Below are 24926 nucleotides of genomic sequence, written 5' to 3'. Positions count from 1 at the left end.
GGGTTACCTCGGTAGTTGACTGGTTTCAGCCGCAATGGTCGTCGGTGCCACCAGCGGCAGGCGCAGAGTGAAGCAGGTGCCCTGACCGGGCGCCGATTGCACTTCCATCTGGCCTTTGTGGTTGTTGGTAATGATGAAATACGATACCGACAAACCGAGCCCGGTGCCCTGGCCGATTTCCTTGGTGGTGAAGAACGGCTCGAACGTGCGTTTGCGCACGTTCTCGCTCATGCCGATGCCGTTGTCTTCGACCTGGATCTCCGCCCACGGCGGATTCAGCCGGGTGCGCAGGATGATCCGCCCCGGCTCGCTGTCGTCTTCGCGCTGGTGAATCGCCTGTGCAGCGTTTTTCAGCAGATTGAGCAGCACTTGTTCCAGTTCGTTGGCGGTGCCCGGCACCGGGCCGAGGGCCGGATCGAACTGGCGGATGATCGCCTGTCCTTTGAAGTCGAAGCCGATCGCCAGATCGAAATCGTTGCCGGCGATTTCCACGGCTTGGTCGATCAGCGCTGGCAAGTCGCACGGCGCCATTTGCCGGGTACTGCGGCGGCTGAAGCTGAGCATGTGAGTGACGATCTTTGCTGCCCGGGCGCCGGCCTGCTGAATGCCGTCGAGCAGTTGCGGGACTTCGCGACCATGCAGGTAGCGATTCACCGTTTCCAGTTCGATGCCCAGTTGCTCGGCGGTTTCGAGGTTCTTCGGCAGATCCGCCGACAGCCTGCGCCGAATGTTCTGCACGTTGTGCAGGATCGCGCCCAGCGGATTATTGATCTCGTGCGCCATGCCGGCAGCGAGGCCGCCGACCGAAAGCATTTTTTCCGATTGCACCATCATTTCTTCCAGCGACAAGCGCTGGGTGATGTCGTCGATGCGGATCACCACACCGCGCCCGGCGCCGCCCATCAGCGGATAAAACGTCAGCGCATAGTGTTTCGGCTCCTCATCCTTGAACCACGTCACGCGCTCGACTTTCGTCACCGTGTGTTGCTCGACAGTCTGCTTGAGCTGCGGCAGAAACGGTTTGAGCGGTTCGAAAGCGAGGAAGATCGGCTGGTTCAGTGCTTCGTCCAGACGTGTGCCGGAAAGTGCGCTGGCTTCTTGGTTCCACTGGGTAACGTAGAGCTGCTCATCGAGGGCGATCAGCGCCGAGGGCATCGAGTCGATGATGCTGTTGAGGTAATTCTGGAAACCGGTGAGTTTCTTCTCGATCTTGCTTCGCACTTGAACTTCGAGTTCGAGCTTGCGGTTGGTATGGCGGGTTTCCTCAGCCAGTCCTTGGGCCTGATCATAGGCGGCCTGCGAGTCGTCGCGGGCGCGTTTGAGCTGCTGCTCGCGGGCCTCGATGCGCGAAAGCATGGTGTTGAACGCCTCGGCGAGGCTGCCGATTTCGTCATGATTGCCGCGTGAAGCGCGCAGGGCGTAATTCTCTTCTCGGGTGACCTGACGCGAGAGTTCTTCCAGCTCATGGATCGGCCGGGTGATCAGGCGTTTGATCTGCCGGGCGATCACCAGCCACAACAGGACGCTGAAGATCAGAATGCCGAGGCTCGCGGTCAGGGTGCCGGTGTAGAACGCCATCGGCAGCTCACTGCTGGCCACCAGCAATAAGTGGCCGGGCGCGGTGCCGGGGCGGGGCAGGGTGATCAATTGGTTGCTGCGAAATTCGGTGAGCTGCCAAGCCTCGATGTGTCTATAGCGTTCCGGCAATTTGAGCTTGTCGCCCCGCTGCACTTGCGCCAGACGCTCACCTTTGCCGTCGTAGAGCGCAGCGGCTCGTAGCGGCGAGTAGCTGTCGAGTTCCTTGAGCAGGCGCTCGGCGCTTTGCGGCGAACTTAGCGCATCGCTGACCAGGCTCGGATTGGCGATCAACCGGCCAATGGTCTGCAACGCCTGTGGGGCCATGCTTTCCTGGGAAATGTAGTAGGCGGCGCTGATGAAGGTCAGGTTGGCGACCAGCAAAACCGTGGTCAACAGCACCAACAGGGCGGCCAGCAGTTTCTGGCCGACCGGCAGGTTTTCAAGGCGCTGGCGCAATGGCATCGGGTTTATCGCAGCAGAGGAACAAGTCGCCAGCGTAGCCGCTGCTCAGTCGCTGGGCAATCCGCGGCTGTGCAGATGTGCGACGAGCCGTTGCTGCAATTGCTTGAGGTGCGGCAGGTTCAGTTGATGGCGCGCAGCAACTTTGCAGGCGTAGCCCAATAGATAGCTAATCTCGCTGCGGCGCTGGTTGGCGACGTCCTGATGCATCGATGAATAATTGGCAGCGGTGGCCTGGATCACCCGTTCGACTTCCTGTTGCAGATTGTCGGCGGCGGCGGGCTGCCCGCAACGCTGCAACAATTCAGCAAGTTCGCTGCACAGGGTGGCGACTTCGCAGTGATGTTCCTGGAGTCCGCCATTGCGGCAATCGTGAAGCACGGTCAGCGGATTGATCGCGCAATTGAGTGCCAGTTTGCGCCACAGCCGCGTGAGGATGTCGGTGGTCCATTCATGGGGGATTTTTGCCGCTTGCAGATCCTCAAGCCAGATCGGCGCCAGCGGATTCGCCGCATCGCCCAGCCAGTTGAAACCATGGCCGGCAAACACGACGCGCCAATCGCCGTCGCGGAATGCGCCCTCGGTGCTGGAAGCGCTGATACAACGAGCTTGCGGTACGCGTGCAGCGACGGCGTCCTGGCTGCCGAGACCGTTTTGCAAAAGGATCAGTTCTGCATCAGGCGCAAGTCGGGAGGCGAGGCGGGCGACAGCGGTTTCGGCGTCGTAAGCCTTGCACGCGACCAGCAGACGACGAATCGGTTCTGGGTTGTCCGGCGTTTCGCCGGGAACTGCATAGGTGTGAGCTTGTCCGTTTTCTACCAGGGTTAATCCACCTGCCGCCGCATAGCTGCGCAATCGCGAGGTGTCGCGCAGGATCAGGCGCACCGGTACTCCGGCTCGGGCCAGCCGGGTGGCCCAGAGTGTGCCGAGGCTGCCGGCGCCGAGAATGTGCCATGTCGTGGCCATCAGTTTTTGACTCTATTGCGTACAGGCATGTGCGGCTCGCCGTATCGGTAGGAAAAGACCCGTTATAATGAGCCCGATTTTAACCGCAAGCCAAGCGCGCTCCATCCTCATCGAGCGCGCCTTTTTATTGGAGAGATTACATGCCGTCGTTCGACGTGGTATCCGAACTGGACAAACACGAACTCACCAACGCGGTCGAGAACGCCGTGAAGGAACTCGATCGTCGTTATGACCTGAAAGGCAAAGGCAGCTTCGAATTCAAGGAAAAAGACCTGACCGTCAGTCTGACTGCTGAAGCCGGATTCCAGCTCGAAGCGATGATCGAGATCCTCAAGCTGGCGCTGGTCAAGCGCAAGATCGACGTGCAGTGCCTCGAGGTCAAAGACGCTTACGCGTCCGGCAAACTGATGAAACAGGACGCTATCCTCAAGGAAGGCATCGACAAAGAGCTGGCGAAGAAGATCGTTGGCCACATCAAGGACGCCAAACTCAAGGTCCAGGCCGCCATTCAAGGCGAGCAGGTGCGTGTCACCGGCAAGAAGCGTGACGATCTGCAAGAAGCCATCGCGGCGCTGCGTGCGAAGGAATTCGGCATGCCGCTGCAGTTCAACAACTTCCGCGATTAAAGCTTGGTCTGAAGGCTATGTGGGAGCGAGCCTGTTCGCGAAAGCGGTGCTTCATTCAGCGAAGAGTTGACTGACACACCGCTTTCGCGAGCAGACTCGCTCCCACAGTTGTTTTGAATACACCCCGGGAAGCCGGAAATCAGGAGAGAAAACATGGATTTGAATGCTGAGGTGGACCACCTGGTCAAAGCGTCGCAAGCGTGGATCCCGATGATCATGGAATACGGCAGTCGCGTGCTGCTGGCAGTGATTACCCTGGCCATCGGCTGGTGGCTGATCAACAAGGTCACGCACAAGCTCGGCGGCCTGCTGGCGCTGCGCAACGCCGACCTGGCGCTGCAAGGTTTTATCAGCAGCCTGGCCAACATCATTCTCAAAGTGCTGCTGATCGTCAGTGTCGCGTCGATGATCGGCGTCGAAACCACCTCGTTCGTCGCGGCTATCGGTGCTGCCGGTCTGGCAATCGGTCTGGCCTTGCAAGGCAGCCTGGCGAATTTCGCTGGCGGCGTGCTGATTCTGCTGTTCCGTCCGTTCCGTATCGGCGACTGGATCGAAGCGCAGGGCGTGGCGGGGACCGTCGACAGCATCCAGATTTTCCATACCGTGCTGCGCACTGGCGATAACAAGACCATCATCATGCCCAACGGCAACCTGTCGAACGGCATCATCACCAACACCAACCGTCAGCCAACCCGCAAAGTGGTGTTCGACGTAGGCGTGGATTACGAAGCGGATCTGCAGAGAGCCCGTCAGGTGTTGCTAGATCTGGCCAAGGATGCGCGCGTCATGCAGGACCCGGAACCGCAAGCGGTGATTTCGACGCTGGGCGACAGTTCGATCACGGTTTCCCTGCGAGTGTGGGTTAAAACTGCCGATTATTGGGATGTGATGTTCATGTTCAATGAACAGGCGCGGGATCGCTTGAAAGCTGCCGGAATTGATATTCCGTTTCCGCAGCGCGTTATACGTGTAGTGCAGGAATCGGCGGCACAATGATAGGCTGCTAATTAATTAGCTGACTTGCAGGTCGGACAATTAATACACACAGCAGGCAATAAAAAAGGCCCATCGCGAGATGGGCCTTTTGCTTGTTACCGCAAACTAACTGTATGCGATTACAAGATCGACAGTGGGTAGTCGACGATCAGGCGGAACTCTTTCACGTCACCTTCGCCCTGGTCAGCGTTGGCAGTGTGCCAGGCTTGACGAATACGGAACGAAAGATCCTTGGCTGGACCGTTCTGAACAACGTATTTGGCTTCGAAGTTGGTTTCGTGGTGTTTGCCATCTTCACCGTACAGACCAGCGTAAGCGCTGCCTGCTGGGGTGTTGGTGCCGTCGATGTCCCAACCTTTGACGTAGCGAGTCATGAAGCTAAGGCCCGGAACGCCGTATTCAGCCATCTTCAAGTCGTAACGGATCTGAGCGGATTTCTCGCCTGGACCGTTGAAGTCAGAGTACTGAATGGAGTTGGCGAGGAAAATCGAGTCGCCGCCACGGTTGTTTTTACCCACACCGATATAGTCGAACGGGGTGTCGCCGTTGACCTTCTGGAAGCCCACGGTGATGGTGTGCGCTTTCAGGAACGACAGCGCGGTCGCCAGGGAGAACGTGGTGTTGCTGATGTCACCGACCAGGCTGTCACCGGTATCGGTGGTGCGGTAGATGTTGAAGTCAGTGTTCAGCGAGGTGTCACCGCTGAAAGGCGTGGTGAGGTTCACGTTGGCGTAGTACTGATTCCAGATGTCTTCCAGTTTTGCGCCGTAGAGCGATGCGCTCAGGTTTTCAGTGATGCCGTATTTACCACCGAAGTAGTCGATGGTGTTGGTTTCCTGACCAGCGTAGTTGGCATACAGGCCACCATCGCGAGCGTTCTTGTCCTGGCTGCTGCCCGAGTAGAAGTGACCGGCTTCGAGGTCAAGGTCTTTGACTTCGCTGCTCTGCAACTGGAAGCCAGTGGCAGTTTGCGGAATGATACGGGAACCGCCGACAGCGAACACTGGAGAAGTGCTTGGCTGCATGTCGCCGAATTTCAGCTCGGTTTTGGATACGCGGAATTTGACCGACGCGCCGGCTTTGCCCTGGCTGTCGTTAACGTCGCGAGCGCCGTTGTTCGGGTTGACGGTGTCGCTACGGCTCATGTTGCCCGAACCGGAAGTACCGTCGCCGCCATCCAGTTTGATGGCCAGGTAACCGTACGCATCAACACCAACGCCCACGGTGCCTTGGGTGTAACCGGAACTGAAGTTGCCGAGAAGACCTTGAGTCCAGTCTTTTACGTCGGCGCCGCCATTCTTGTTGTCGCGGTTGAAGTAATAGTTACGTACCAGCAGGTCGAGCTTGGCGTCTTCAACAAAGCCTTTGGCTTCTGCCTGGTCACTTACAAACGGGGCGGCCGTAGCCAACTGAGAACTGGCTGCTGCTGCAACTGCCAGTGCGATCATGCTCCACTTCATCACGCGCATCGTGATTTGCTCCTTTGGTTTTAGAAGAGTACTGCCGTCCCACCTGTTTTATTATCTGGGCGGCTCTTTCTTTTTGTGTCGGCGCAAACTTATATCACGCCGACAATGTTGGCGATACTTGCGAATCTAACCTTTCAGCTTCTTTACGGCGTTGTCGCAAAAGGAGCGCTGGATGTCGCAAATTCACAGTACCGATGCAACCGGACTGACAACTTTATCGCTGTTTTCGGGCCTTTTTGCATCGGTAAAAAAGAGTCCCTGGCAAAACACTTGAATCTCCATCGGGCAACCCTGCCACTGTTTTTATGAGACCTGGGCGACCACTTCCAGCGGTGCGCTTATAGTCCATACGGTTACGAATGCAACAAGCGTGCACAAACCGCAAAATCGGTGCGGTTATTTTTCTGCACAGCGCCCGCATATGTGAAAACCTTGTGAAAACGGGGCTTCGGGCCTGTTTTGTTACCGCCTTGACGAGGCCTCAGCGTTGGTGTTGCAACGCACCGAATGCGCGCATGACAACCCAAAACGTTACCGGTTCACCCCGCAGTGAGTATTTAGCGGATGCCCGACCCAGTGAGCGTAGACGCGTTGTGCAGTTTTGGTGCAAAAAATTCACGTCTCGCCTTGAGTGACTCCGGCGCCTGACGGTTGCAAATGGGTTGATCAAGGATTTCCATGGGATTCTTCGCGTGAGATCTGAAGTCAAGGCGCGTGTTGGTGCGTCGCTCGGATAAATGTCTCATGTCGGAGCGCCCATCAATTTCCCGGCGCGGTTGGCGTGAAGCTCGCCGCATTCGCAGGTATGCTGCCGTTCTGTCGCTTGACGCGCCGCCTCTCGAAAGCGGCCGCCAAGCCGAGATATACGATCAGCGGGGAGTGCTCACAGTGTTTGCTTTGGATTCACGACTTCAACAGGATGCGCTGGTCATCGGCGACTTTGCGCTGTGCCGGCTGCTGCTGTCCAACGACAGCAATTACCCGTGGTTCATCCTGGTGCCTCGTCGCGAGGATATCAGCGAGTTGTTTCAGTTGGATGTCGCGGACCAGCAGCAGCTCTGGCAGGAAACCACCCTGCTCGCCGAGTTGCTCAAGGATTCTTTCGACGCCGACAAGCTGAACGTGGCTACCCTGGGCAACGTTGTCAGTCAATTGCACATGCATGTGATTGTGCGCAAGCGCGGCGATGCCGCCTGGCCGGCACCGGTCTGGGGCAAGCATCCCGCCAAACCCTACAGCGCCGAGCAGGTGGCGGCCATCCGTGAGCGCTTGCGGTTGGTGCTGACCGAAGACTTTACGTTTCTGGAGGGCTGAGTCATGAGCGTGGAACAACGCGTTAACGATCTGGAGAGCCGTCTGGCGTTTCAGGATGACACCATTCAGGCGTTGAACGACGTGCTGGTGGAGCAGCAGCGAGTGGTAGATCGTCTGCAGTTGCAGATGGCGGCGCTGCTCAAGCGTCAGGAAGAAATGAGCGGGCAATTCGGTTCCTTTGAAGAAGATGCGCCACCACCGCATTATTGATCTGCCCGTCGCATAAACCCGCAGGCATAAAAAAACCGCGAACAGCCGAGCTGTTCGCGGTTTTTTGCTTTGGCTCAGCGACGCGGCAGGGCGGCGATGACGTCCTCGGCTTGCAGGCCTTTGTCCCGGTTCATCACCGAGAACTCGACGCGCTGGCCTTCGACCAGAACGCGGTGGCCTTCGCCACGGATTGCACGAAAGTGCACGAAAATATCATCACCGGAATCCCGGGAAATAAAGCCGAAGCCTTTGGAGGTGTTGAACCACTTCACCGTGCCAGTATCGCGGTTGCTCATGTCGTAGTGAGCGGGCGCGGCAGCCGGGGAAGACTTGTAGAAGCTCACGGCCAGGTGCAGGACCACGGCAACCAGCGCAATCACCAGGCTGAACAACACGGCTGGCTGGCCGGCGATCACCGGCATCGGCGCGATCAGGGTCAAGGTTTGCAGGACGACGGTCAGTACCAGCAGCGCACTGACCAGATTTTGCAGATGCTGGCGCGGGCCTTTGTTCCAGTAAGGAATCACTGGAGCAATCACCAGGTTCAACAGGCCGAAAAAGGCCAGATAAAGTGCATCGGGTTGTTGCAGGTAGGGAACAGCTTCAGATTTCAAGCTAGGTATGAACGACAGCAGCAAGGCCGCTGCGCCCATTAGCAGGTGGACGATTTTCAACATTTTGATTGGCTCACGTTATGACGGCTCACAAGGAAGAGCTGAAGGGGTACGGTTCGCTTCGTAACAAAATAAAGAGGCGGTAGGCACGCACACGGATCAGCCTATGCGCAACGCCCCGGAAAACGGGGGATGGCGACACACTGCCTATTTAACAGCAAAGCCTGCAGCTACTCAAATCAGCCCGGCCAGCGGCACGGCTTCGGTCGATTTGTCGCAGGTTGTTTGCGCGTTCCAGGCTGCGAGGTGTCGACAGCCTTGCTAAAGTGGGGGCTGACACCTGCTGGATGAAATTCAATCGCCGTTAGGGGGTAAACATGGCAATCGATATCGGTATAAGTGAAGAAGATCGCAAGTCCATCGTTGAAGGGCTGTCGCGGCTGCTGTCGGACACCTACGTGCTGTATCTGAAAACCCATAACTTCCACTGGAACGTCACCGGCCCGATGTTCCGCACGCTGCACTTGATGTTCGAAGAGCAATACAACGAGCTCGCCCTGGCCGTGGACTCCATCGCCGAGCGGATTCGCGCACTCGGCTTTCCGGCGCCTGGCGCCTACGCCACTTACGCGAAGCTTTCCTCTATTAAGGAAGAAGTCGGCGTGCCGAGCGCCGAGGACATGATCAAGCAACTGGTCGAAGGCCAGGAAGCCGTTACCCGAACAGCGCGCGGTATTTTCCCGTTGCTGGACAAGGTCAGTGACGAGCCAACGGCGGATCTGCTGACCCAGCGCATGCAGGTTCACGAGAAAACCGCGTGGATGCTGCGCGCACTCCTCGAAGCGTAACCGGGCGCGCGGGCTGCCTTGCTGGTGGCCCGCGCGCTGACTTCTATCCTACTTTTAGCGTCGGCTTCTCCTACGACGGTGGTCACCAAGTCATCTGGATATAACTTTGCGTCTGCGTTTTTATGAAGACACAGGAAGTGGCTTTGAAAACCAGCAGAGATGGCAAAGGAGTGTCAACGATATGGTAGATGGAGACAGGCGCGACGACAGGATCGTCGGATCGCGACAAGTGATAAAAGTCGACCCGTTCGTCAGCGAGTTCGACATGACATTAATCCGGCCGCTGTCGCGGTCGGTGCGTTTGAACGGCTATGCGACCTGCCTGCGCCTGGAGCAGGTTTACTGGAACATCCTCGGCAGCATGGCTGCAGACAACCAATGTTCGATCAGTTCGCTGCTGTCCCACGTCGACCGTGAGGTGCATCTGCGGCACGGCGGGGTGAAGAACTTCAGCGCGTTGGTGCGGGTGGTGTGTGTCATGCGCGGGGTCGAGCAAGCGCCATCGATGATTTCGCTCTGAAACGGCGGTTGCCGACGAGGTTCCAGCCTGTGCAGTCTTACGGCTGCACAGGCTGCATTTAATAGATATAATCCCGCTCTTTCGCCGCAAAGCCTTGCGCGCGGTGGCAATCTGATCGCCGAGACACCCCCATGCCGATGTACGATTATCAATGTGCTTCCTGTGGTCATCAGTTGGAAGCCATTCAAAAGATCAGCGAGGCACCGCTGGTCGACTGCCCTGCCTGCCAGGCGCCAGAGCTCAAGAAACAACTGTCCATGCCCGGCTTTCGCCTCAGCGGCGGTGGCTGGTACGAGACTGATTTCAAGACCGGCGCCAAGAAGAATCTGGCCGGTGGCGACAAATCTGACTAGGGTTCAAACCCAGGTTGAACGACACGCGTGAGTTTCCGGACCGCCTCGATGCGCCGGGACCTCCACCGAATATCGAATGACGAGAAGCGAACCATTATCATGATGCGCAGCCACTATTGCGGCCAACTGAACGAAAGCCTGGAAGGCCAGGAAATTACCCTTTGCGGATGGGTTCACCGTCGCCGCGACCACGGCGGGGTGATTTTCCTCGATATCCGTGATCGTGACGGTCTGGCCCAAGTGGTCTTCGATCCGGATCGCGCCGAAAGCTTCGCCGCCGCCGATCGCGTGCGCAGCGAATACGTCGTGAAGATCACCGGCAAGGTGCGTCTGCGTCCGGCCGGCGCGACCAACGCCAACATGGCCTCGGGCATGATCGAAGTGCTCGGCTACGAACTGGAAGTGCTGAACGAGTCGGAAACCCCGCCGTTCCCGCTCAACGAGTTCTCTGACGTGGGCGAAGAAACCCGCCTGCGTTATCGCTTCCTCGACCTGCGTCGTCCGGAAATGGCCGAGAAGCTGCGTCTGCGTTCGCGCATGACCACCAGCATCCGTCGCTTCCTCGACGAAAACGGCTTCCTCGACGTTGAAACGCCGATCCTCACCCGTGCCACCCCTGAAGGTGCGCGTGACTATCTGGTACCGAGCCGTACGCACGCCGGGTCGTTCTTCGCCCTGCCGCAATCGCCGCAGCTGTTCAAGCAACTGCTGATGGTTGCCGGTTTCGACCGTTACTACCAGATCGCCAAATGCTTCCGCGACGAAGACCTGCGCGCCGACCGTCAGCCGGAATTCACCCAGATCGACATCGAGACCAGCTTCCTCGATGAAAAAGAGATCATGGGCCTGACCGAACAAATGATCCGCAACCTGTTCAAGGAAGTGCTGGGTCTGGAGTTCGGCGACTTCCCGCACATGACCTTCGAAGAGGCCATGCGCCGTTACGGTTCCGACAAGCCAGACCTGCGCAACCCGCTGGAACTGGTCGACGTTGCCGATCAACTGAAAGAAGTCGATTTCAAAGTATTCAGCGGCCCGGCCAACGATCCGAAATGCCGTATCACTGCACTGCGCGTTCCTGGCGGGGCGAGCATGCCGCGCAAGCAGATCGACGATTACACCAAGTTCGTCGGCATCTACGGTGCCAAGGGTCTGGCGTACATCAAGGTCAACGAGCGGGCTGCCGGTGTTGACGGTCTGCAATCGCCGATCGTGAAAAACATCCCGCTGGAAAACCTCAACGCCATCCTTGATCGCGTGGGCGCAGTTGACGGCGACATCGTGTTCTTCGGCGCCGACAAGGCCAAGATCGTCAGCGAAGCCTTGGGCGCGCTGCGTATCAAGCTCGGTCACGACCTGAAGCTGCTGACTTGCGAGTGGGCGCCAATGTGGGTCGTCGACTTCCCGATGTTCGAAGAAAACGACGACGGCAGCTTCTCCGCGCTGCATCACCCGTTCACCGCGCCGAAGTGCACGCCGCAAGAGCTGGAAGCCAATCCGGCTGGCGCTCTGTCCCGCGCCTACGACATGGTTCTGAACGGCACCGAACTGGGTGGCGGTTCGATCCGTATCCACCGTAAAGAGATGCAACAGTCGGTGTTCCGTCTGCTGGGCATTGACGAAGCGGAACAGGAAGAGAAGTTCGGCTTCCTGCTCGACGCGCTGAAGTACGGTGCACCGCCGCACGGTGGTCTGGCGTTCGGTCTGGACCGCCTGGTCATGCTGATGACCGGCGCCCAGTCGATCCGTGAAGTGATCGCCTTCCCGAAAACCCAGAGCGCTGCCGACGTGATGACGCAAGCGCCGGGTGTGGTGGATGCCAAGGCACTGCGCGAATTGCACATTCGTTTGCGCGAAACGCCAAAGGCTGAGTAAGACGGGCCTGAAGGCGCATCTTCGGATGCGCCTTTTTTCTTTCTCAGGTCGAATTTTTCAATTGCCGGCCGCTGCATTGGCAAGGCGGGCAAGGTTTTAAAGAGCATTCGGAGCAAGTTATGGCAGGTCATTCCAAGTGGGCGAACATCAAGCACCGCAAAGAACGTCAGGATGCCAAGAGAGGCAAGATCTTCACCAAGTGGATCCGCGAACTGACCGTAGCGGCCCGTCAGGGTGGCGGTGATCCGGGTTCAAATCCGCGTTTGCGTCTGGCGCTGGACAAGGCGCTGAGCGCCAACATGAGCCGCGACATCATCGACCGTGCCGTCGCGCGCGGCGCCGGTGCGACTGAAGCCGACAACGTTGAGGAGCTGACTTACGAAGGTTACGGCCCGGGCGGCGTAGCGGTGATGGTCGAGTGCATGACCGACAACCGTAACCGTACCGCCGCCGCCGTGCGCCATGCGTTCAGCAAGTGCGGTGGCAACCTCGGCACCGACGGTTCGGTGGCGTATCTGTTCGAGCGCAAGGGCCAGATCAGCTTCGCGCCGGGCGTCGATGAAGACGCACTGACCGAAGCGGCGCTGGAAGCCGATGCCGATGACGTGGTTACGCACGAGGATGGCTCGATCGATGTGTTCACCTCGTTCACCGGTTTTTATGCGGTGCGCAACGCGTTGGAAGCAGCCGGCTTCAAAGGTGACGATGCAGAAATCGTCATGCAGCCGACGACGAGTGCCGAACTGGATCTGGAAGGCGCGGAGAAAGTGCTCAAGCTGATCGACATGCTTGAGGATCTGGATGACGTGCAGAACGTCTATTCCAACGCGGACATTCCGGAAGACGTGGCCGCTCAGCTCGGCTGATGTAAATAGAAAGGTCGCAGTTTTTTGCTGGCTCTACACTTCCCCTGTAGGAGCTGCCGAAGGCTGCGATCTTTTGATCCTTTAAAAACACAAAGATCGCAGCCTTCGGCAGCTCCTCCATGTACCCTCAGCTTTTGCATCAATTTCCGCAGGCGTTATGACTCTAATTCTTGGCATCGACCCCGGTTCGCGCATCACCGGTTACGGGATCGTTCGCGATACCGGGCGGGGCGGCTGCATTTATGTGGCCTCGGGCTGCATCCGCACAGGCGCCGGCGAGTTGCATGAGCGTCTGCAGATCGTCTATCGCGGCGTTCGCGAGATCATCCAGACCTACGGCCCGATCACCATGGGCATCGAAAAGGTGTTCATGGCCAAGAACGCCGATTCGGCGCTGAAGCTGGGTCAGGCGCGGGGTGCCGCCATCGTCGCTGGCGCCGAAGAATGCCTGGAGATCGCCGAATACACCGCTACTCAGGTCAAACAGGCCGTGGTGGGTACGGGCGCGGCCAATAAAGAACAGGTGCAGATGATGGTCATGCACATGCTCAAGCTGACCGCCAAACCGCAAATCGATGCATCTGACGCCCTGGCAATTGCGATCTGTCACGCCCATACGCGGTCCAGCCTGCTGCCGCACGGTTTGGCAACCGCACGCAGTCGTGGCGGGCGCCTGCGTCTCTGATAGCATCAGCAGCAATTTTCCTGAAAGTGCTGTTTCGCCGCCTGAATTGTCGGCGCGGAACTCATCTTCAATCGTCGCCAGCCCACGGCTGGCCAACGCTCAAGGATCTGAAACGTGATTGGACGCTTGCGCGGCACTCTGGCTGAGAAACAGCCGCCGCACCTGATTCTGGATGTAAACGGCCTTGGGTATGAGGTGGAAGTGCCCATGACCACCCTTTATCGTCTGCCGTCGGTCGGTGAACCGCTGACCCTGCATACCCATTTGGTCGTACGTGAAGATGCGCAGTTGCTCTATGGCTTTGCCGGCAAGCGTGAGCGAGACTTTTTTCGTGAATTGATTCGTCTCAATGGCGTCGGACCGAAACTGGCGCTGGCACTGATGTCGAGCCTGGAAGTAGACGAGCTGGTGCGCTGCGTGCAGTCCCAGGACACCTCGGCATTGACCAAGGTGCCGGGGGTTGGCAAGAAGACCGCCGAGCGTTTGCTGGTGGAATTGAAAGATCGTTTCAAGGCTTGGGAAACCTCCCCGGCGATGTTTGCGCTGGTGCCGAATCAGCCGGACGGGCCGGCGCCGGTCAACACCGCCGAAACCGATGCGGTCAGTGCGTTGATCTCGCTGGGCTACAAGCCGCAGGAAGCCAGCAAGGCGATTTCCGCGATCAAAGAGAAAAACCTCAGCAGTGAAGACATGATCCGCCGCGCCCTGAAGGGAATGATTTAAGTGATTGAAGCTGATCGTCTGATCGCCGCCGCGCACAGTCCGCGCGAACGCGAAGAAGTCCAGGACCGCGCGATTCGCCCGGTCAGCCTGGCCGACTACATTGGCCAGCCGACTGTGCGCGAGCAGATGGAGTTGTTCATCCAGGCTGCCCGTGGCCGCAGTGAATCCCTCGATCACACATTGATCTTCGGCCCGCCGGGCCTGGGCAAGACCACCCTGGCCAACATCATTGCCCAGGAAATGGGTGTGTCGATCAAGAGCACCTCCGGCCCCGTGCTGGAGCGTCCGGGCGACCTTGCAGCGCTGCTGACCAACCTTGAGCCCCACGACGTTTTGTTCATCGACGAAATCCATCGTCTGTCGCCGATCGTGGAAGAAGTGCTGTACCCGGCGATGGAAGATTTTCAGCTCGACATCATGATCGGCGAAGGGCCGGCAGCGCGCTCGATCAAGCTCGATCTCCCACCGTTCACGCTGGTCGGCGCAACCACCCGCGCGGGCATGCTGACCAACCCGCTGCGGGACCGCTTCGGGATCGTCCAGCGCCTCGAGTTCTACAGCACGGCAGATCTGGCGACGATTGTCAGTCGTTCGGCGGCCATTCTCGGTTTGCCACTGGACCCGGAAGGTTCGTTCGAAATTGCCCGTCGTGCCCGGGGTACGCCGCGGATCGCCAACCGTCTGCTGCGCCGGGTTCGCGACTTCGCCGAAGTGCGCGCCAAGGGCCACATCACCAAAGCCGTGGCGGATCTGGCGCTGAACCTGCTGGATGTCGATGAACATGGTTTCGATCATCAGGACCGGCGTCTGCTGCTGACCATGATCGAGAAGTTTGATGGCGGCCCGGTCGGTATCGACAGTCTGGCGGCGGCGATCAGCGAAGAGCGCCACACCATTGAAGACGTGTTGGAGCCGTATCTGATCCAGCAGGGCTACATCATGCGCACGCCACGGGGCAGGGTGGTCACGCGGCATGCGTATCTGCATTTCGGTTTGAATGTGCCGTCACGCATGGGCGAGATGCCCGTGGCAGACCCGTTTCTCGATGCAGTCGACGATTGATACACATTTGTTGGTGATTTATTGAGGGTTTGTACTGTCAGACGACGGTACTTTTGCGTTAAAGCTTTGAAACCACGAAAAACAGTTGCCTGGCCGGATTGGCAACCTGAGGAGTAAGCACTAGAGTATGCGCGCGCAAAACGGGCTTGAGCCGTTCGCACATCGTTGTCGCGTTTATTACGAGGACACCGATGCGGGCGGCATCGTGTATTACGTTAATTACCTCAAGTTTATGGAACGGGCTCGAACCGAGCGGCTTCGCGAGCTGGGCTTTGCCCAATCGCAGCTGGCCGGAGAGGACCTGTTGTTCGTCGTGCATTCCAGCGAAGCGCGCTACCACGCGCCGGCGCGACTGGACGACGAACTGCTGGTAAGCGCTGAAGTAATCGAATTGAACCGTGCCAGCCTGCGCTTTAAACAGCAGGTCAGGCGGGCAACGGATAATGTGCTGCTCTGTGAAGGGCAGTTTTTGGTGGCCTGTGTGCGCACTGACAGTTTGAAACCCCGGGCCCTTCCCGAAGACCTGCGTGCGGCCTTCGCCGACGCGGGCGGCCCGGGTACACACTCAAAGCAGGAGATAAAGCGTGGAAGCTAACGTCGTCGACCATTCCTCCATGTGGAGCCTGGTCAGCAATGCCAGCATCGTGGTGCAGTTGGTAATGTTGACTCTGGTGGCCGCATCGGTGACCTCATGGATCATGATCTTTCAGCGCAGCAATCTGCTGCGTGCCGGTCGACGCGCCCTGGAGAGCTTTGAAGAGCGCTTCTGGTCGGGTATCGACCTGTCGAAACTGTACCGCCAGGCGGGCAGCAATCCGGATCCGGATTCTGGTGTGGAGCAGATCTTCCGCGCCGGTTTCAAAGAGTTTTCGCGTCTGCGCCAGCAGCCGGGTGTTGATCCTGAAGCAGTCATGGAAGGCGTGGCCCGCGCGATGCGCGTTGCCATCTCCCGTGAAGAAGAGAAACTGGAGCAGAGCCTGCCGTTCCTCGCCACCGTCGGTTCGGTCAGCCCGTACATCGGTCTGTTCGGTACTGTATGGGGGATCATGAACTCCTTCCGTGGTCTGGCCACCGCCCAACAGGCGACCCTGGCGACTGTTGCACCGGGCATCGCCGAAGCCCTGATCGCCACCGCGATCGGCCTGTTCGCGGCGATCCCTGCGGTCATCGCTTACAACCGTTTCGCCGCTCGCAGCGAAACCCTGCTGGGCCGTTACTACACCTTCGCCGATGAATTCCAGGCGATCCTGCACCGCAAAGTGCACACCAGCGAAGAATAAGCAGGTAATTCCCAATGGCTTTAATCGCTCGAGCTCGCAAAAAGCGCAAGCCGGTCGCCGAGATGAACGTAGTGCCCTACATCGACGTGATGTTGGTACTGCTGGTCATCTTCATGGTGACCGCGCCGATGCTCAATCAGGGCGTGAAGGTTGATCTGCCCAAGGTTTCCAGCGAAGCCTTGCCGCAAGACAACAACACCCAGGTCCTGACCATTTCGATCAAGGCTGACAAGACCTACTACTGGAATCTTGGCAGCGAAGTCGACACCGAGAAGCAACAGGACAGGGCGATGACCCTGCCGCAAATGACGGATGCGGTGACCAAGATCATTCGCACCGGCACCGAAAACGGCAAGCGTACCCAGGTGTTCATCCGTGGCGACAAGACCGTCGATTACGGTTCGGTCATGGGTGCCATGGGCGGGCTGCAGAAAGCCGGGGTCGGTAACGTTGGTCTGATCACCGAGGCCCCCTGATGCAGCAACAGAGAGAGCCGTCCGCCTCGGAAAGCTTCTTCTGGCCTAGTGTCTGGGCGATCGTCCTGCACGTGCTGGTGTTCGGCATGCTGTTCGTCAGTTTCGCCTTCACACCGGAGTTGCCGCCGGCCAAGCCGATCGTCCAGGCGACCCTGTACCAACTGAAATCGAAAAGTCCGGCAACCACCCAGACCAATCAGAAGATTGCGGGTGAGGCGAAGAAAACCGCCGCGCGCCAGACTGAAGTCGAGCAGTTGGAACAGAAAAAGGTCGAGCAGGAAGCGGTAAAAGCTGCGGAACAAAAGAAAGAAGAAGCGGCTCAAAAGGCCGAGGAAGCCAAGAAGGCCGACGAGGCGAAGAAAGCGGACGAGGCGAAAAAGGCTGATGAAGCCAAAAAAGCCGACGATGCGAAGAAAGCCGAGGCCAAAAAGGCTGAAGAGAAACAATTGGCTGATATAGCCAAGAAGAAAGCCGAAGACGAAGCTAAAAAGGCTGCTGAAGAAGAGGCCAAGAAAGCCGCTGCGGAAGAAGCCAAGAAGAAGATCGTAGAGGACGCGAAGAAAAAAGCGGCCGAAGACGCCAAGAAGAAATCTGAGGCTGAAGAGGCGAAAAAGAAAGTCGCCGAAGAAGCCAAGAAGAAAGCCGCCGCCGACGCCGCCAAGAAAAAGGCCCAGGACGCAGCTCGTAAATCAGCCGAGGACAAAAAAGCCCAGGCGCTGGCTGAGTTGCTCTCGGACAAGACGGATCGTGCAGCGACCAAGGCAGATGAGCTCGGCGACAGTGTGGCGGGTGATTTCGATGACCTGATCAGGCTGCGAGTTTCGGAAGGCTGGAATCTTCCGCCTTCAGCGCGTAAAGGCATGAAGGTAGAGCTTCGGATCAGCATGTTGCCGGACGGTACCGTAACCGGTGCCACAGTCACCAAGTCCAGCGGCGATGCTCCATTTGACGCTTCAGCGGTTGCCGCCGTAAAGAATATAGGCCGATTGACGGAGATGCAGGGCTTGAGCCCAAGTGATTTCGCTCCTTATCGTTCATTCAAGATGACATTCAATCCTGAGGATTTAGGCTTGTGAGAAATATTCTTCGATCAATGCTGGTCGTTATCTGCTGCCTGGCAGGGATAGCGGTAGCAGACGAAAAGAACATCCTGATCAGCAGCGGCACCGACCGGGCAACGCCGATCGCCGTCGTACCGTTCGGTATGCAAGGTGGTGCGGTGCTGCCGGACGACATGGCAGAGATCATCGGTAACGACTTGCGCAACTCCGGTTATTACGCGCCGATCCCGAAGCAGAACATGATCAGCCAGCCAAGCCAGCCGAGCGAAATCATCTTCCGTGACTGGAAGGCGTTGGGTGCTCAATACGTGATGGTCGGCAGCATTGCCCCAGCCGGTGGTCGCCTGCAGGTGCAATGGGCATTGTTCAACGTTGCCACCGAACAAAAAGTGGCCGATGGCAGTGTTTCCGGTTCGACCGACCAACTGCGCGACATGGCGCACTTCATTTCCGATCAGTCGTTCCAGAAGCTGACCGGCATCGACGGTGCCTTTTCGACGCGTCTGCTATATGTCACGGCCGAGCGCTTCTCCGAGAAGAACACGCGTTACACCCTGCAACGTTCCGACTATGACGGCGCCCGTGCTGTGACTCTGTTGCAATCGCGCGAGCCAATTCTGTCGCCGCGTTTTGCACCGGACGGCAAGCGTATTGCCTACGTGTCGTTCGAGCAGAAGCGTCCACGCATCTTCATGCAGAACATCGACACCGGTCGCCGTGAGCAGATCACCAACTTCGAAGGCCTCAACGGCGCGCCAGCCTGGTCGCCGGACGGCAATCGCTTGGCATTCGTGCTGTCGAAGGACGGTAACCCGGACATCTACGTGATGAACCTCGGTTCGCGCCAGATCACCCGTGTGACCGCTGGCCCGGGCATCAACACCGAGCCGTTCTGGGGCAAGGATGGTTCGACCATCTATTTCACCTCGGACCGTGGCGGCAAGCCGCAGATCTATAAAACCAGCGCCAGCGGCGGTGGTGCCGAGCGTGTGACGTTTGTGGGCAACTACAACGCCAACCCGAAACTGTCGGCAGATGAAAAGACTTTGGTGATGATCCATCGTCAGGATGGCTTCACCAATTTCAAGGTGGCAGCTCAGGATCTGCAGCGAGGTAGTGTAAAGATCCTCACTGATAGCACTCTGGACGAGTCACCTACTGTTGCGCCCAACGGCACCATGGTAATCTACGCCACCCGCCAACAGGGCCGGGGAGTCTTGATGCTCGTGTCCATTAATGGACGCGTTAGGCTCCCGCTTCCTACCGCTCAAGGCGAAGTCAGAGAACCGTCCTGGTCCCCTTACCTGAAGTGAGCGGGCGCTACACGTTTTACTTAACACACTGGGGTTCATTAGGAGTTTCACGATGGAAATGCTGAAGTTTGGTAAATTTGCTGCGCTGGCTCTGGCCATGGCTGTAGCTGTAGGTTGCTCGTCCAAAGGCGGCGACAACGCCGGTGAAGGCGCTGTTGATCCAAACGCTGGTTACGGCGCAAACACTGGTGCCGTTGACGGTTCCCTGAGCGAAGAAGCTGCTCTGCGCGCAATCACCACCTTCTACTTCGAATACGACAGCTCGGACCTGAAGCCAGAAGCCATGCGCGCTCTGGACGTTCACGCCAAAGACCTGAAAGCAAACGGCGCTCGCGTTGTTCTGGAAGGCAACACCGACGAACGTGGTACTCGTGAGTACAACATGGCACTGGGCGAGCGTCGTGCGAAAGCCGTTCAGCGCTACCTGGTACTGCAAGGTGTTTCCCCAGCTCAGCTGGAACTGGTTTCCTACGGCGAAGAGCGTCCAGTTGCTACCGGCAACGACGAGCAGTCCTGGGCTCAAAACCGTCGCGTCGAACTGCGTAAGTAATTCGATATGCGAACGTGCCGTCGTGCTGTAACTGTTCTGGCTCTCAGCCTTGCGCCGCTTGCGGCGTGGGCTGCGGTTCCTGTGGTCGATGACAACTCCGGTTATAACAATAGCGGGAGCAGTTATCCGCCTGCAGGTTACGGTACGAACGGCGCCTATGCCGGGGGAGCGGCTTCGGCCCCTGCCTCGGCACAAGGCATGCTGTTCAACCAATTGCAACAGATGCAGGATCAGATTTCGCGCCAGCAAGGCGTGATCGAAGAACTGCAGAATCAGGTTGCGCGCATGAAGCAGGAAGCCCTGGAGCGATACCAGGATCTTGATCGGCGCATAGGATCCGGCGTTGCACCAGCCGCGCCTCCCGAGAACTCTTCTGCCGGTGGCGATGCAAGTGCTGCTGCCGGTGCTTCCGCAGGAGCCGGGGCGGCTGCCGCCCAAGCGCCTGCCGCGGGTAGCGAACCGGCTGATCCGGCGAAAGAGAAGCTGTATTACGATGCTGCTTTCGACCTGATCAAAGCCAAGGATTTCGACAAGGCCAGTCAGGCTTTTGCCGCTTTCCTGCGTAAATATCCGAACAGCCAATACGCGGGCAATGCCCAGTACTGGTTGGGTGAGGTGAACCTGGCCAAGGGCGATCTGCAAGGTGCAGGTCAGGCTTTTGCCAAGGTTTCGCAGCTGTATCCCAAGCACAACAAGGTGCCGGATTCACTGTACAAGCTGGCTGATGTAGAGCGCCGTCTCGGTCATACCGACAAGGTAAAAGGCATTCTGCAGCAGGTGGTGGCCCAATATCCGGGTACATCCGCCGCGCAGTTGGCTCAACGCGATCTGCAACGCATGTAACCTGGCTTGACCCGTTTGGAAGAAACCCGCGCTTGTCGCGGGTTTTTTCGTTAGAATTCACGCCCTTTTTCTGAAACACGCTTCTTGCGGTTCACGCGTTGGCGGGATTGCCTGAAGTGCCTGACGGAGGCGGACAGCCTGTTTAGCTGTTACGCCCGTGGCGACTATGCAAGACACATTGAGAATCACCGAAGTTTTCTACTCGTTGCAGGGGGAAACGCGGACCGCCGGGCTGCCCACGGTTTTCGTGCGCCTGACCGGTTGCCCATTGCGTTGCCAATACTGCGACAGCGCTTATGCGTTCAGTGGCGGCACCGTCCGCACCCTTGACGACATCCTTGAGCAAGTAGCCGGATTTCGTCCGCGCTATGTTTGTGTGACGGGCGGCGAGCCGCTGGCACAGCCAAACGCCATTCCTTTGCTTGAACGGTTATGTGACGCCGGTTATGAGGTTTCGCTGGAAACCAGCGGCGCCCTCGACGTTTCCGCTGTCGATCCGCGTGTGAGTCGGGTTGTCGACCTGAAAACGCCGGGCTCGAAAGAAGCGCACCGCAACCGTTACGAGAACATTGAGCTGCTGACCCGCAACGATCAGGTGAAGTTTGTCATCTGCTCGCGTGAAGACTATGACTGGGCGGTGTCGAAGCTGATCCAGTACGGTCTCGACCGGCGCGCTGGCGAGGTGCTTTTCTCCCCAAGTCACCATGACCTCGATGCTCGGGATCTGGCGGACTGGGTGGTGGCGGATAACCTGCCAGTGCGACTGCAATTGCAGCTGCATAAATATCTATGGAATGACGAGCCGGGGCGCTGATATGACCGAACAACTGAACACTACCGAAAAACGTGCAGTCATCCTGCTGTCCGGCGGCCTCGACTCGGCCACGGTTGTAGCCATGGCCCGCGCCGAAGGCTACGCCTGCTACACCATGAGTTTCGATTACGGCCAGCGTTCCCATGCCGAACTGCATGCCGCCGCCCGCGTTGCTCGCGATCTGGGTGTGGTTGAGCACAAGGTCATTGGGCTGAACCTGAACGGCATGGGCGGTTCGGCGCTGACCGACACCAGCATCGACATTCCGGAAACTTTGGGCGAAGGCATTCCCGTCACTTACGTGCCGGCGCGCAATACCGTGTTCCTGTCCCTGGCGCTGGGTTGGGCAGAAGTCCTTGGGGCGCGCGATATCTTTATTGGCGTGAACGCGGTGGATTATTCCGGCTACCCAGACTGCCGTCCCGAGTTCATCGAGTCATTCGAACGCATGGCCAATCTGGCAACCAAGGCCGGTGTCGAAGGCAATGGCTTCCGTATTCAGGCGCCGCTGCAGAATCTGAGCAAGGCGCAGATCGTGCAGGCGGGCGTGAAGCTCGGTGTCGATTATGGTCTGACTGTTTCCTGCTATCAGGCCGACGATGATGGCCGTGCGTGCGGTAAATGCGACAGCTGCCGTCTGCGCGCAGAAGGCTTTGCGGCCGCTGGTGTGGACGATCCAACACCTTATTTTTGATTTTTTTCAAAAAGGTGTTGAATAGTCCTTAGAAATCAGTATTATACGCGCCACCACACAGCGGGTCGTTAGCTCAGTTGGTAGAGCAGTTGGCTTTTAACCAATTGGTCGTAGGTTCGAATCCCACACGACCCACCATATTTGGCGGTTTAGAAAATCCGGAAGGCCCACGAAAGTGAGGATTTCCGGGTTTTTTTTTGCCCGCGATTCGGGACTGCGTCGTTTCAGTCGCAGCAGCGCTGACGCAGGTCAGAATCATCTTTTGTATCAACGGGATATTCTGTAGCCTTGCGCAGCTTCAACGCTGTCCGTGCCTGATAATACTCACTCTCCCGGCGGTACCCTCAAGCGGTCCGGAGCCGGGTGTATACTCGACTTTCGCGCGAACGCGCCTGCAGGTCTTGCGAACATGACGCAGATTTCCGAACGCCTTCTGGTTCAAGCCCACCTCGACGCCAAACAGCCAAAACCGCTGACGGCTGAGGAAGAGGCTTATTACCGTTCTGCCATCGCCGCCGAGCTCAAGGCTCAGGACGCGGTGCTGGTGGCCCACTTTTATTGCGACCCGGTAATTCAGGCCCTCGCTGAAGAAACCGGCGGTTGTGTCTCCGACTCCCTCGAAATGGCGCGCTTCGGCAACGCCCATCCGGCCAAGACCGTGGTGGTCGCCGGCGTGAAGTTCATGGGCGAGACGGCGAAGATTCTCAATCCGGAAAAACGCGTGTTGATGCCGACCCTCGAGGCGACGTGTTCGCTGGACCTGGGTTGCCCGGTCGACGAGTTCTCGGCGTTCTGCGATCAGCACCCGGAACGCACTGTGGTGGTTTACGCCAACACCTCGGCCGCCGTTAAGGCACGCGCCGACTGGGTGGTGACATCCAGCTGTGCGCTGGAGATCGTTGAAAGCCTGATGGATAACGGCGAGACCATCATCTGGGGCCCTGACAAGCATCTGGGGACGTACATTCAGCGCAAGACCGGCGCTGACATGCTGCTGTGGGACGGTGCCTGTATTGTCCACGAGGAATTCAAGTCCAAGCAGCTCGAAGACATGAAAGCGCTGTATCCGGATGCAGCGATTCTGGTGCATCCGGAGTCGCCGACTTCGGTGATCGAACTGGCGGATGCCGTCGGTTCCACCAGTCAACTGATCGCCGCAGCGCAATCACTGCCGAACAAGACGCTGATCGTTGCGACCGACCGTGGCATTTTCTATAAAATGCAGCAGTTGTGCCCGGACAAGGTTTTCATCGAGGCCCCAACCGCCGGTAACGGCGCCGCGTGCCGCAGTTGCGCGCATTGCCCTTGGATGGCGATGAACACCCTTGAGCGCACGCTCAAGAGCTTGAAGGAAGGCACGAACGAGATCTTTGTCGATCCGGCGTTGATTCCGCAGGCGATCCGGCCTTTGAAACGCATGCTCGACTTCACTCAGGCAGCGCGGATGAAGCTGGCCGGTAACGCTTAAAAAGCAAAAGATCGCAGCCTTCGGCAGCTCCTACACTGATCCCTGTAGGAGCTGCCGAAGGCTGCGGTCTTTTTTTATGGGCGTTTACTTTTGCTTCTTCGGAATCCGTACGACACGCGTATCCGAATAGATGTCATGCCACGTGCGCTTCTGCTTGTCATACAGTGACCAGAGAAAGCCCAGCCCTACGCACAGCCACGACGCAATCGAGACCATAAAACGTAGCAGCGATTGCCACAGGCTGATCGCCGTGCCATCGGCGTTCTGCACACGTATGCCCCACACCTGCATGCCCAGCGTCTGCCCGCCGTGGGTCCAGAATTTGGCGAAGAAGCCAAACAGCACCAGCAGCAGGACTGTCGAGTACAGCGGGTCGCCATCGAGCTGCCCGGCATCGGTCATGACCCGCAGACGTTCTTCGCCAATGATCGCTGCCTGGATCAGCTTGTAGACGAACCCGGTAACGATCAGCAGGGCAGTGCACAGCAGGAAGTCGTAGAACATCGCTGCCAGGCGACGACCGAGGCCGACGGCGGGAAAATCACCTTGGGGCGTAAGCAGGTTTTTCGACATGGCCGCCTCTGGGCGCTAAATGAAGCGCCATTTTACGGATTCGCGCGCACAAAAAAGCCCCTGATATCAATATCAGGGGCTTTTTCGTAAAACGGATCAGGCTTCTGCTTGTACTTCGTCAGCCTGCATGCCTTTCTGGCCTTGCACAGCGACGAAAGTCACTTTCTGGCCTTCTTTCAGGCTTTTGAAGCCGTTGCCCTGAATAGCGCGGAAATGCACGAACAGATCCGGACCGCTTTCTGGAGTGATAAAACCAAAACCTTTCTCGTCGTTAAACCACTTGACGGTACCGCTCTGACGTTGGGACATTTCTTATTTCCTTTGACGCAATAATTGATGACAGCCTCTTTCTCGTGAAAGAGTACTGGGGCTGGTTGCAGGAGAGTAAGAAGACGTCGAACGGGATGTAGCTAACTTGTAGGCTACTGCCCAGGTCACGATTCAAAGCTGACCCATGCAAACACAGTAGACAAACTCTACGCCAACTACGGGAGAAAAAACAAGCCCCGTGAAGGCCCCGGATTTATTGCCCTTGATGGCAATTAGTCAGTTCGCTAGTGCAGCCTTAGACGATTGTCCGGTGCTAATTTTTTCAAAGGTTATAAGCGATGTTCATATTCGAAACGAGTGTTAAGAAATGCACTTTTTTGTGGCGATTGCGTTACACATTAGTGCACGCATAACGCAATC

General features: G+C 57.9%; 28 protein-coding genes and 1 tRNA gene. 23 read left to right on the top strand and 6 right to left on the bottom strand.

The annotated features are described in order from the left end of the window. Window positions 1-3: 3 nt before the first annotated feature. Window positions 4-2040, bottom strand: a complete 2037-nt coding sequence (locus EL257_RS21035) for a sensor histidine kinase (protein ID WP_126365852.1) — start codon at window positions 2038-2040, stop codon at window positions 4-6. A 45-nt stretch (window positions 2041-2085) separates the two neighbouring features. Continuing rightward, on the bottom strand, window positions 2086-3003 hold the full coding sequence (locus EL257_RS21030) for a putative 2-dehydropantoate 2-reductase (RefSeq protein WP_126365850.1): 918 nt from the start codon (window positions 3001-3003) through the stop codon (window positions 2086-2088). 140 nt (window positions 3004-3143) lie between these two features. Between EL257_RS21030 and EL257_RS21025 the strand changes: the two genes are divergently transcribed. After that, the gene (locus EL257_RS21025) at window positions 3144-3629 is read left to right on the top strand and encodes a YajQ family cyclic di-GMP-binding protein (RefSeq protein ID WP_008080210.1); all 486 of its coding nucleotides are present in this window, start codon (window positions 3144-3146) and stop codon (window positions 3627-3629) included. 153 nt (window positions 3630-3782) lie between these two features. Next, on the top strand, window positions 3783-4625 hold the full coding sequence (locus tag EL257_RS21020; protein WP_126365848.1) for a mechanosensitive ion channel family protein: 843 nt from the start codon (window positions 3783-3785) through the stop codon (window positions 4623-4625). Between the two features lie 119 nt (window positions 4626-4744). On the opposite strand, the gene EL257_RS21015 is transcribed toward EL257_RS21020, so the two are convergent. Then, window positions 4745-6094 (bottom strand): OprD family porin, encoded by a 1350-nt coding sequence (locus tag EL257_RS21015; protein ID WP_126365846.1) that lies wholly within the window; start codon window positions 6092-6094, stop codon window positions 4745-4747. Window positions 6095-6982: 888 nt separating this feature from the next. Between EL257_RS21015 and EL257_RS21010 the strand changes: the two genes are divergently transcribed. Both EL257_RS21010 and EL257_RS21005 read left to right on the top strand, forming a co-directional pair. Further along, complete coding sequence (locus tag EL257_RS21010) at window positions 6983-7408, top strand: HIT family protein (RefSeq protein WP_126368212.1); 426 nt, start codon at window positions 6983-6985, stop codon at window positions 7406-7408. 3 nt (window positions 7409-7411) lie between these two features. Next, complete coding sequence (locus EL257_RS21005; RefSeq protein WP_126365844.1) at window positions 7412-7618, top strand: SlyX family protein; 207 nt, start codon at window positions 7412-7414, stop codon at window positions 7616-7618. Between the two features lie 74 nt (window positions 7619-7692). On the opposite strand, the gene EL257_RS28225 is transcribed toward EL257_RS21005, so the two are convergent. Next, window positions 7693-8295, bottom strand: coding sequence for a cold-shock protein (locus tag EL257_RS28225; RefSeq protein ID WP_126365842.1), 603 nt, complete (start codon window positions 8293-8295; stop codon window positions 7693-7695). Window positions 8296-8609: 314 nt separating this feature from the next. Here EL257_RS28225 and EL257_RS20995 point away from each other — a divergent pair, with 314 nt between their 5' ends. The 19 genes from EL257_RS20995 to nadA all read left to right on the top strand — a co-directional run bounded on the left by EL257_RS20995 (window position 8610) and on the right by nadA (window position 23663). After that, on the top strand, window positions 8610-9080 hold the full coding sequence (locus EL257_RS20995; RefSeq protein WP_126365840.1) for a Dps family protein: 471 nt from the start codon (window positions 8610-8612) through the stop codon (window positions 9078-9080). Window positions 9081-9261: 181 nt separating this feature from the next. Then, window positions 9262-9600 (top strand): ribbon-helix-helix domain-containing protein, encoded by a 339-nt coding sequence (locus tag EL257_RS20990; RefSeq protein ID WP_126365838.1) that lies wholly within the window; start codon window positions 9262-9264, stop codon window positions 9598-9600. A gap of 131 nt (window positions 9601-9731) precedes the next feature. Further along, entirely contained in the window at window positions 9732-9953 is a 222-nt protein-coding gene (locus EL257_RS20985; RefSeq protein WP_007912741.1) for an FmdB family zinc ribbon protein, read from the top strand. A 99-nt stretch (window positions 9954-10052) separates the two neighbouring features. After that, window positions 10053-11828, top strand: coding sequence for an aspartate--tRNA ligase (gene aspS, locus EL257_RS20980; RefSeq protein WP_126365836.1), 1776 nt, complete (start codon window positions 10053-10055; stop codon window positions 11826-11828). 119 nt (window positions 11829-11947) lie between these two features. Then, a complete protein-coding gene (locus EL257_RS20975) occupies window positions 11948-12694 on the top strand; it encodes a YebC/PmpR family DNA-binding transcriptional regulator (RefSeq protein ID WP_024014089.1) in 747 nt (248 codons plus the stop codon). Window positions 12695-12851: 157 nt separating this feature from the next. Next, window positions 12852-13379: a crossover junction endodeoxyribonuclease RuvC gene (gene ruvC, locus EL257_RS20970; protein WP_126365834.1), complete on the top strand. Its 528-nt coding sequence runs from the start codon at window positions 12852-12854 to the stop codon at window positions 13377-13379. 114 nt (window positions 13380-13493) lie between these two features. After that, window positions 13494-14102: a Holliday junction branch migration protein RuvA gene (gene ruvA, locus EL257_RS20965; RefSeq protein ID WP_126365832.1), complete on the top strand. Its 609-nt coding sequence runs from the start codon at window positions 13494-13496 to the stop codon at window positions 14100-14102. Beyond that, entirely contained in the window at window positions 14103-15164 is a 1062-nt protein-coding gene (ruvB, locus tag EL257_RS20960) for a Holliday junction branch migration DNA helicase RuvB (protein ID WP_126365830.1), read from the top strand. A gap of 127 nt (window positions 15165-15291) precedes the next feature. Beyond that, complete coding sequence (gene ybgC / locus EL257_RS20955) at window positions 15292-15759, top strand: tol-pal system-associated acyl-CoA thioesterase (protein WP_126365828.1); 468 nt, start codon at window positions 15292-15294, stop codon at window positions 15757-15759. After that, window positions 15749-16444: a protein TolQ gene (gene tolQ, locus EL257_RS20950; RefSeq protein WP_007995636.1), complete on the top strand. Its 696-nt coding sequence runs from the start codon at window positions 15749-15751 to the stop codon at window positions 16442-16444. The genes ybgC and tolQ overlap by 11 nt, the downstream gene beginning before the upstream one ends. Before the next feature lie 23 nt (window positions 16445-16467). Continuing rightward, window positions 16468-16920: a protein TolR gene (tolR, locus tag EL257_RS20945; RefSeq protein ID WP_172604569.1), complete on the top strand. Its 453-nt coding sequence runs from the start codon at window positions 16468-16470 to the stop codon at window positions 16918-16920. Next, window positions 16920-17996: a cell envelope integrity protein TolA gene (tolA, locus tag EL257_RS20940; RefSeq protein WP_126365825.1), complete on the top strand. Its 1077-nt coding sequence runs from the start codon at window positions 16920-16922 to the stop codon at window positions 17994-17996. The genes tolR and tolA overlap by 1 nt, the downstream gene beginning before the upstream one ends. Before the next feature lie 17 nt (window positions 17997-18013). Beyond that, window positions 18014-19294: a Tol-Pal system beta propeller repeat protein TolB gene (gene tolB, locus EL257_RS20935; protein ID WP_126368210.1), complete on the top strand. Its 1281-nt coding sequence runs from the start codon at window positions 18014-18016 to the stop codon at window positions 19292-19294. Between the two features lie 52 nt (window positions 19295-19346). Further along, window positions 19347-19844: a peptidoglycan-associated lipoprotein Pal gene (pal, locus tag EL257_RS20930; RefSeq protein ID WP_003178634.1), complete on the top strand. Its 498-nt coding sequence runs from the start codon at window positions 19347-19349 to the stop codon at window positions 19842-19844. Window positions 19845-19850: 6 nt separating this feature from the next. Beyond that, the gene (gene ybgF, locus EL257_RS20925) at window positions 19851-20687 is read left to right on the top strand and encodes a tol-pal system protein YbgF (RefSeq protein WP_126365823.1); all 837 of its coding nucleotides are present in this window, start codon (window positions 19851-19853) and stop codon (window positions 20685-20687) included. A 166-nt stretch (window positions 20688-20853) separates the two neighbouring features. Continuing rightward, window positions 20854-21501 carry a 7-carboxy-7-deazaguanine synthase QueE gene (queE, locus tag EL257_RS20920; protein WP_126365821.1) on the top strand — a complete coding sequence of 216 codons (648 nt, stop codon included), beginning with the start codon at window positions 20854-20856 and terminating at the stop codon, window positions 21499-21501. 1 nt (window position 21502) lies between these two features. Then, complete coding sequence (gene queC / locus EL257_RS20915; protein ID WP_126365818.1) at window positions 21503-22195, top strand: 7-cyano-7-deazaguanine synthase QueC; 693 nt, start codon at window positions 21503-21505, stop codon at window positions 22193-22195. A gap of 62 nt (window positions 22196-22257) precedes the next feature. After that, window positions 22258-22333, top strand: a tRNA-Lys gene (locus tag EL257_RS20910). Window positions 22334-22604: 271 nt separating this feature from the next. Continuing rightward, a complete protein-coding gene (gene nadA, locus EL257_RS20905) occupies window positions 22605-23663 on the top strand; it encodes a quinolinate synthase NadA (RefSeq protein WP_016773509.1) in 1059 nt (352 codons plus the stop codon). Between the two features lie 84 nt (window positions 23664-23747). On the opposite strand, the gene EL257_RS20900 is transcribed toward nadA, so the two are convergent. Further along, window positions 23748-24236 carry an RDD family protein gene (locus EL257_RS20900; protein ID WP_126365816.1) on the bottom strand — a complete coding sequence of 163 codons (489 nt, stop codon included), beginning with the start codon at window positions 24234-24236 and terminating at the stop codon, window positions 23748-23750. 96 nt (window positions 24237-24332) lie between these two features. Next, the gene (locus tag EL257_RS20895) at window positions 24333-24545 is read right to left on the bottom strand and encodes a cold-shock protein (protein WP_003175786.1); all 213 of its coding nucleotides are present in this window, start codon (window positions 24543-24545) and stop codon (window positions 24333-24335) included. Window positions 24546-24926: the final 381 nt, after the last annotated feature.

The organism is Pseudomonas fluorescens (assembly GCF_900636825.1).
Taxonomy (GTDB): domain Bacteria; phylum Pseudomonadota; class Gammaproteobacteria; order Pseudomonadales; family Pseudomonadaceae; genus Aquipseudomonas; species Aquipseudomonas fluorescens_BG.
Note: the sequence above shows the minus strand (reverse complement) of the source record. Positions and strands in the feature narration are given on the sequence as shown.

Excerpts from the sequence above, each read along its gene's own strand:
- EL257_RS21035 (WP_126365852.1), bottom strand. The coding sequence starts at position 2,040 with ATGCCATTGCGCCAGCGCCTTGAAAACCTGCCGGTCGGCCAGAAACTG.
- EL257_RS21030 (WP_126365850.1), bottom strand. The coding sequence starts at position 3,003 with ATGGCCACGACATGGCACATTCTCGGCGCCGGCAGCCTCGGCACACTC.
- EL257_RS21025 (WP_008080210.1), top strand. The coding sequence starts at position 3,144 with ATGCCGTCGTTCGACGTGGTATCCGAACTGGACAAACACGAACTCACC.
- EL257_RS21020 (WP_126365848.1), top strand. The coding sequence starts at position 3,783 with ATGGATTTGAATGCTGAGGTGGACCACCTGGTCAAAGCGTCGCAAGCG.
- EL257_RS21015 (WP_126365846.1), bottom strand. The coding sequence starts at position 6,094 with ATGCGCGTGATGAAGTGGAGCATGATCGCACTGGCAGTTGCAGCAGCA.
- EL257_RS21005 (WP_126365844.1), top strand. The coding sequence starts at position 7,412 with ATGAGCGTGGAACAACGCGTTAACGATCTGGAGAGCCGTCTGGCGTTT.
- EL257_RS28225 (WP_126365842.1), bottom strand. The coding sequence starts at position 8,295 with ATGTTGAAAATCGTCCACCTGCTAATGGGCGCAGCGGCCTTGCTGCTG.
- EL257_RS20995 (WP_126365840.1), top strand. The coding sequence starts at position 8,610 with ATGGCAATCGATATCGGTATAAGTGAAGAAGATCGCAAGTCCATCGTT.
- EL257_RS20990 (WP_126365838.1), top strand. The coding sequence starts at position 9,262 with ATGGTAGATGGAGACAGGCGCGACGACAGGATCGTCGGATCGCGACAA.
- EL257_RS20985 (WP_007912741.1), top strand. The coding sequence starts at position 9,732 with ATGCCGATGTACGATTATCAATGTGCTTCCTGTGGTCATCAGTTGGAA.
- aspS (WP_126365836.1), top strand. The coding sequence starts at position 10,053 with ATGATGCGCAGCCACTATTGCGGCCAACTGAACGAAAGCCTGGAAGGC.
- EL257_RS20975 (WP_024014089.1), top strand. The coding sequence starts at position 11,948 with ATGGCAGGTCATTCCAAGTGGGCGAACATCAAGCACCGCAAAGAACGT.
- ruvC (WP_126365834.1), top strand. The coding sequence starts at position 12,852 with ATGACTCTAATTCTTGGCATCGACCCCGGTTCGCGCATCACCGGTTAC.
- ybgC (WP_126365828.1), top strand. The coding sequence starts at position 15,292 with ATGCGCGCGCAAAACGGGCTTGAGCCGTTCGCACATCGTTGTCGCGTT.
- tolA (WP_126365825.1), top strand. The coding sequence starts at position 16,920 with ATGCAGCAACAGAGAGAGCCGTCCGCCTCGGAAAGCTTCTTCTGGCCT.
- tolB (WP_126368210.1), top strand. The coding sequence starts at position 18,014 with ATGCTGGTCGTTATCTGCTGCCTGGCAGGGATAGCGGTAGCAGACGAA.
- pal (WP_003178634.1), top strand. The coding sequence starts at position 19,347 with ATGGAAATGCTGAAGTTTGGTAAATTTGCTGCGCTGGCTCTGGCCATG.
- ybgF (WP_126365823.1), top strand. The coding sequence starts at position 19,851 with ATGCGAACGTGCCGTCGTGCTGTAACTGTTCTGGCTCTCAGCCTTGCG.
- queE (WP_126365821.1), top strand. The coding sequence starts at position 20,854 with ATGCAAGACACATTGAGAATCACCGAAGTTTTCTACTCGTTGCAGGGG.
- queC (WP_126365818.1), top strand. The coding sequence starts at position 21,503 with ATGACCGAACAACTGAACACTACCGAAAAACGTGCAGTCATCCTGCTG.
- nadA (WP_016773509.1), top strand. The coding sequence starts at position 22,605 with ATGACGCAGATTTCCGAACGCCTTCTGGTTCAAGCCCACCTCGACGCC.
- EL257_RS20900 (WP_126365816.1), bottom strand. The coding sequence starts at position 24,236 with ATGTCGAAAAACCTGCTTACGCCCCAAGGTGATTTTCCCGCCGTCGGC.
- EL257_RS20895 (WP_003175786.1), bottom strand. The coding sequence starts at position 24,545 with ATGTCCCAACGTCAGAGCGGTACCGTCAAGTGGTTTAACGACGAGAAA.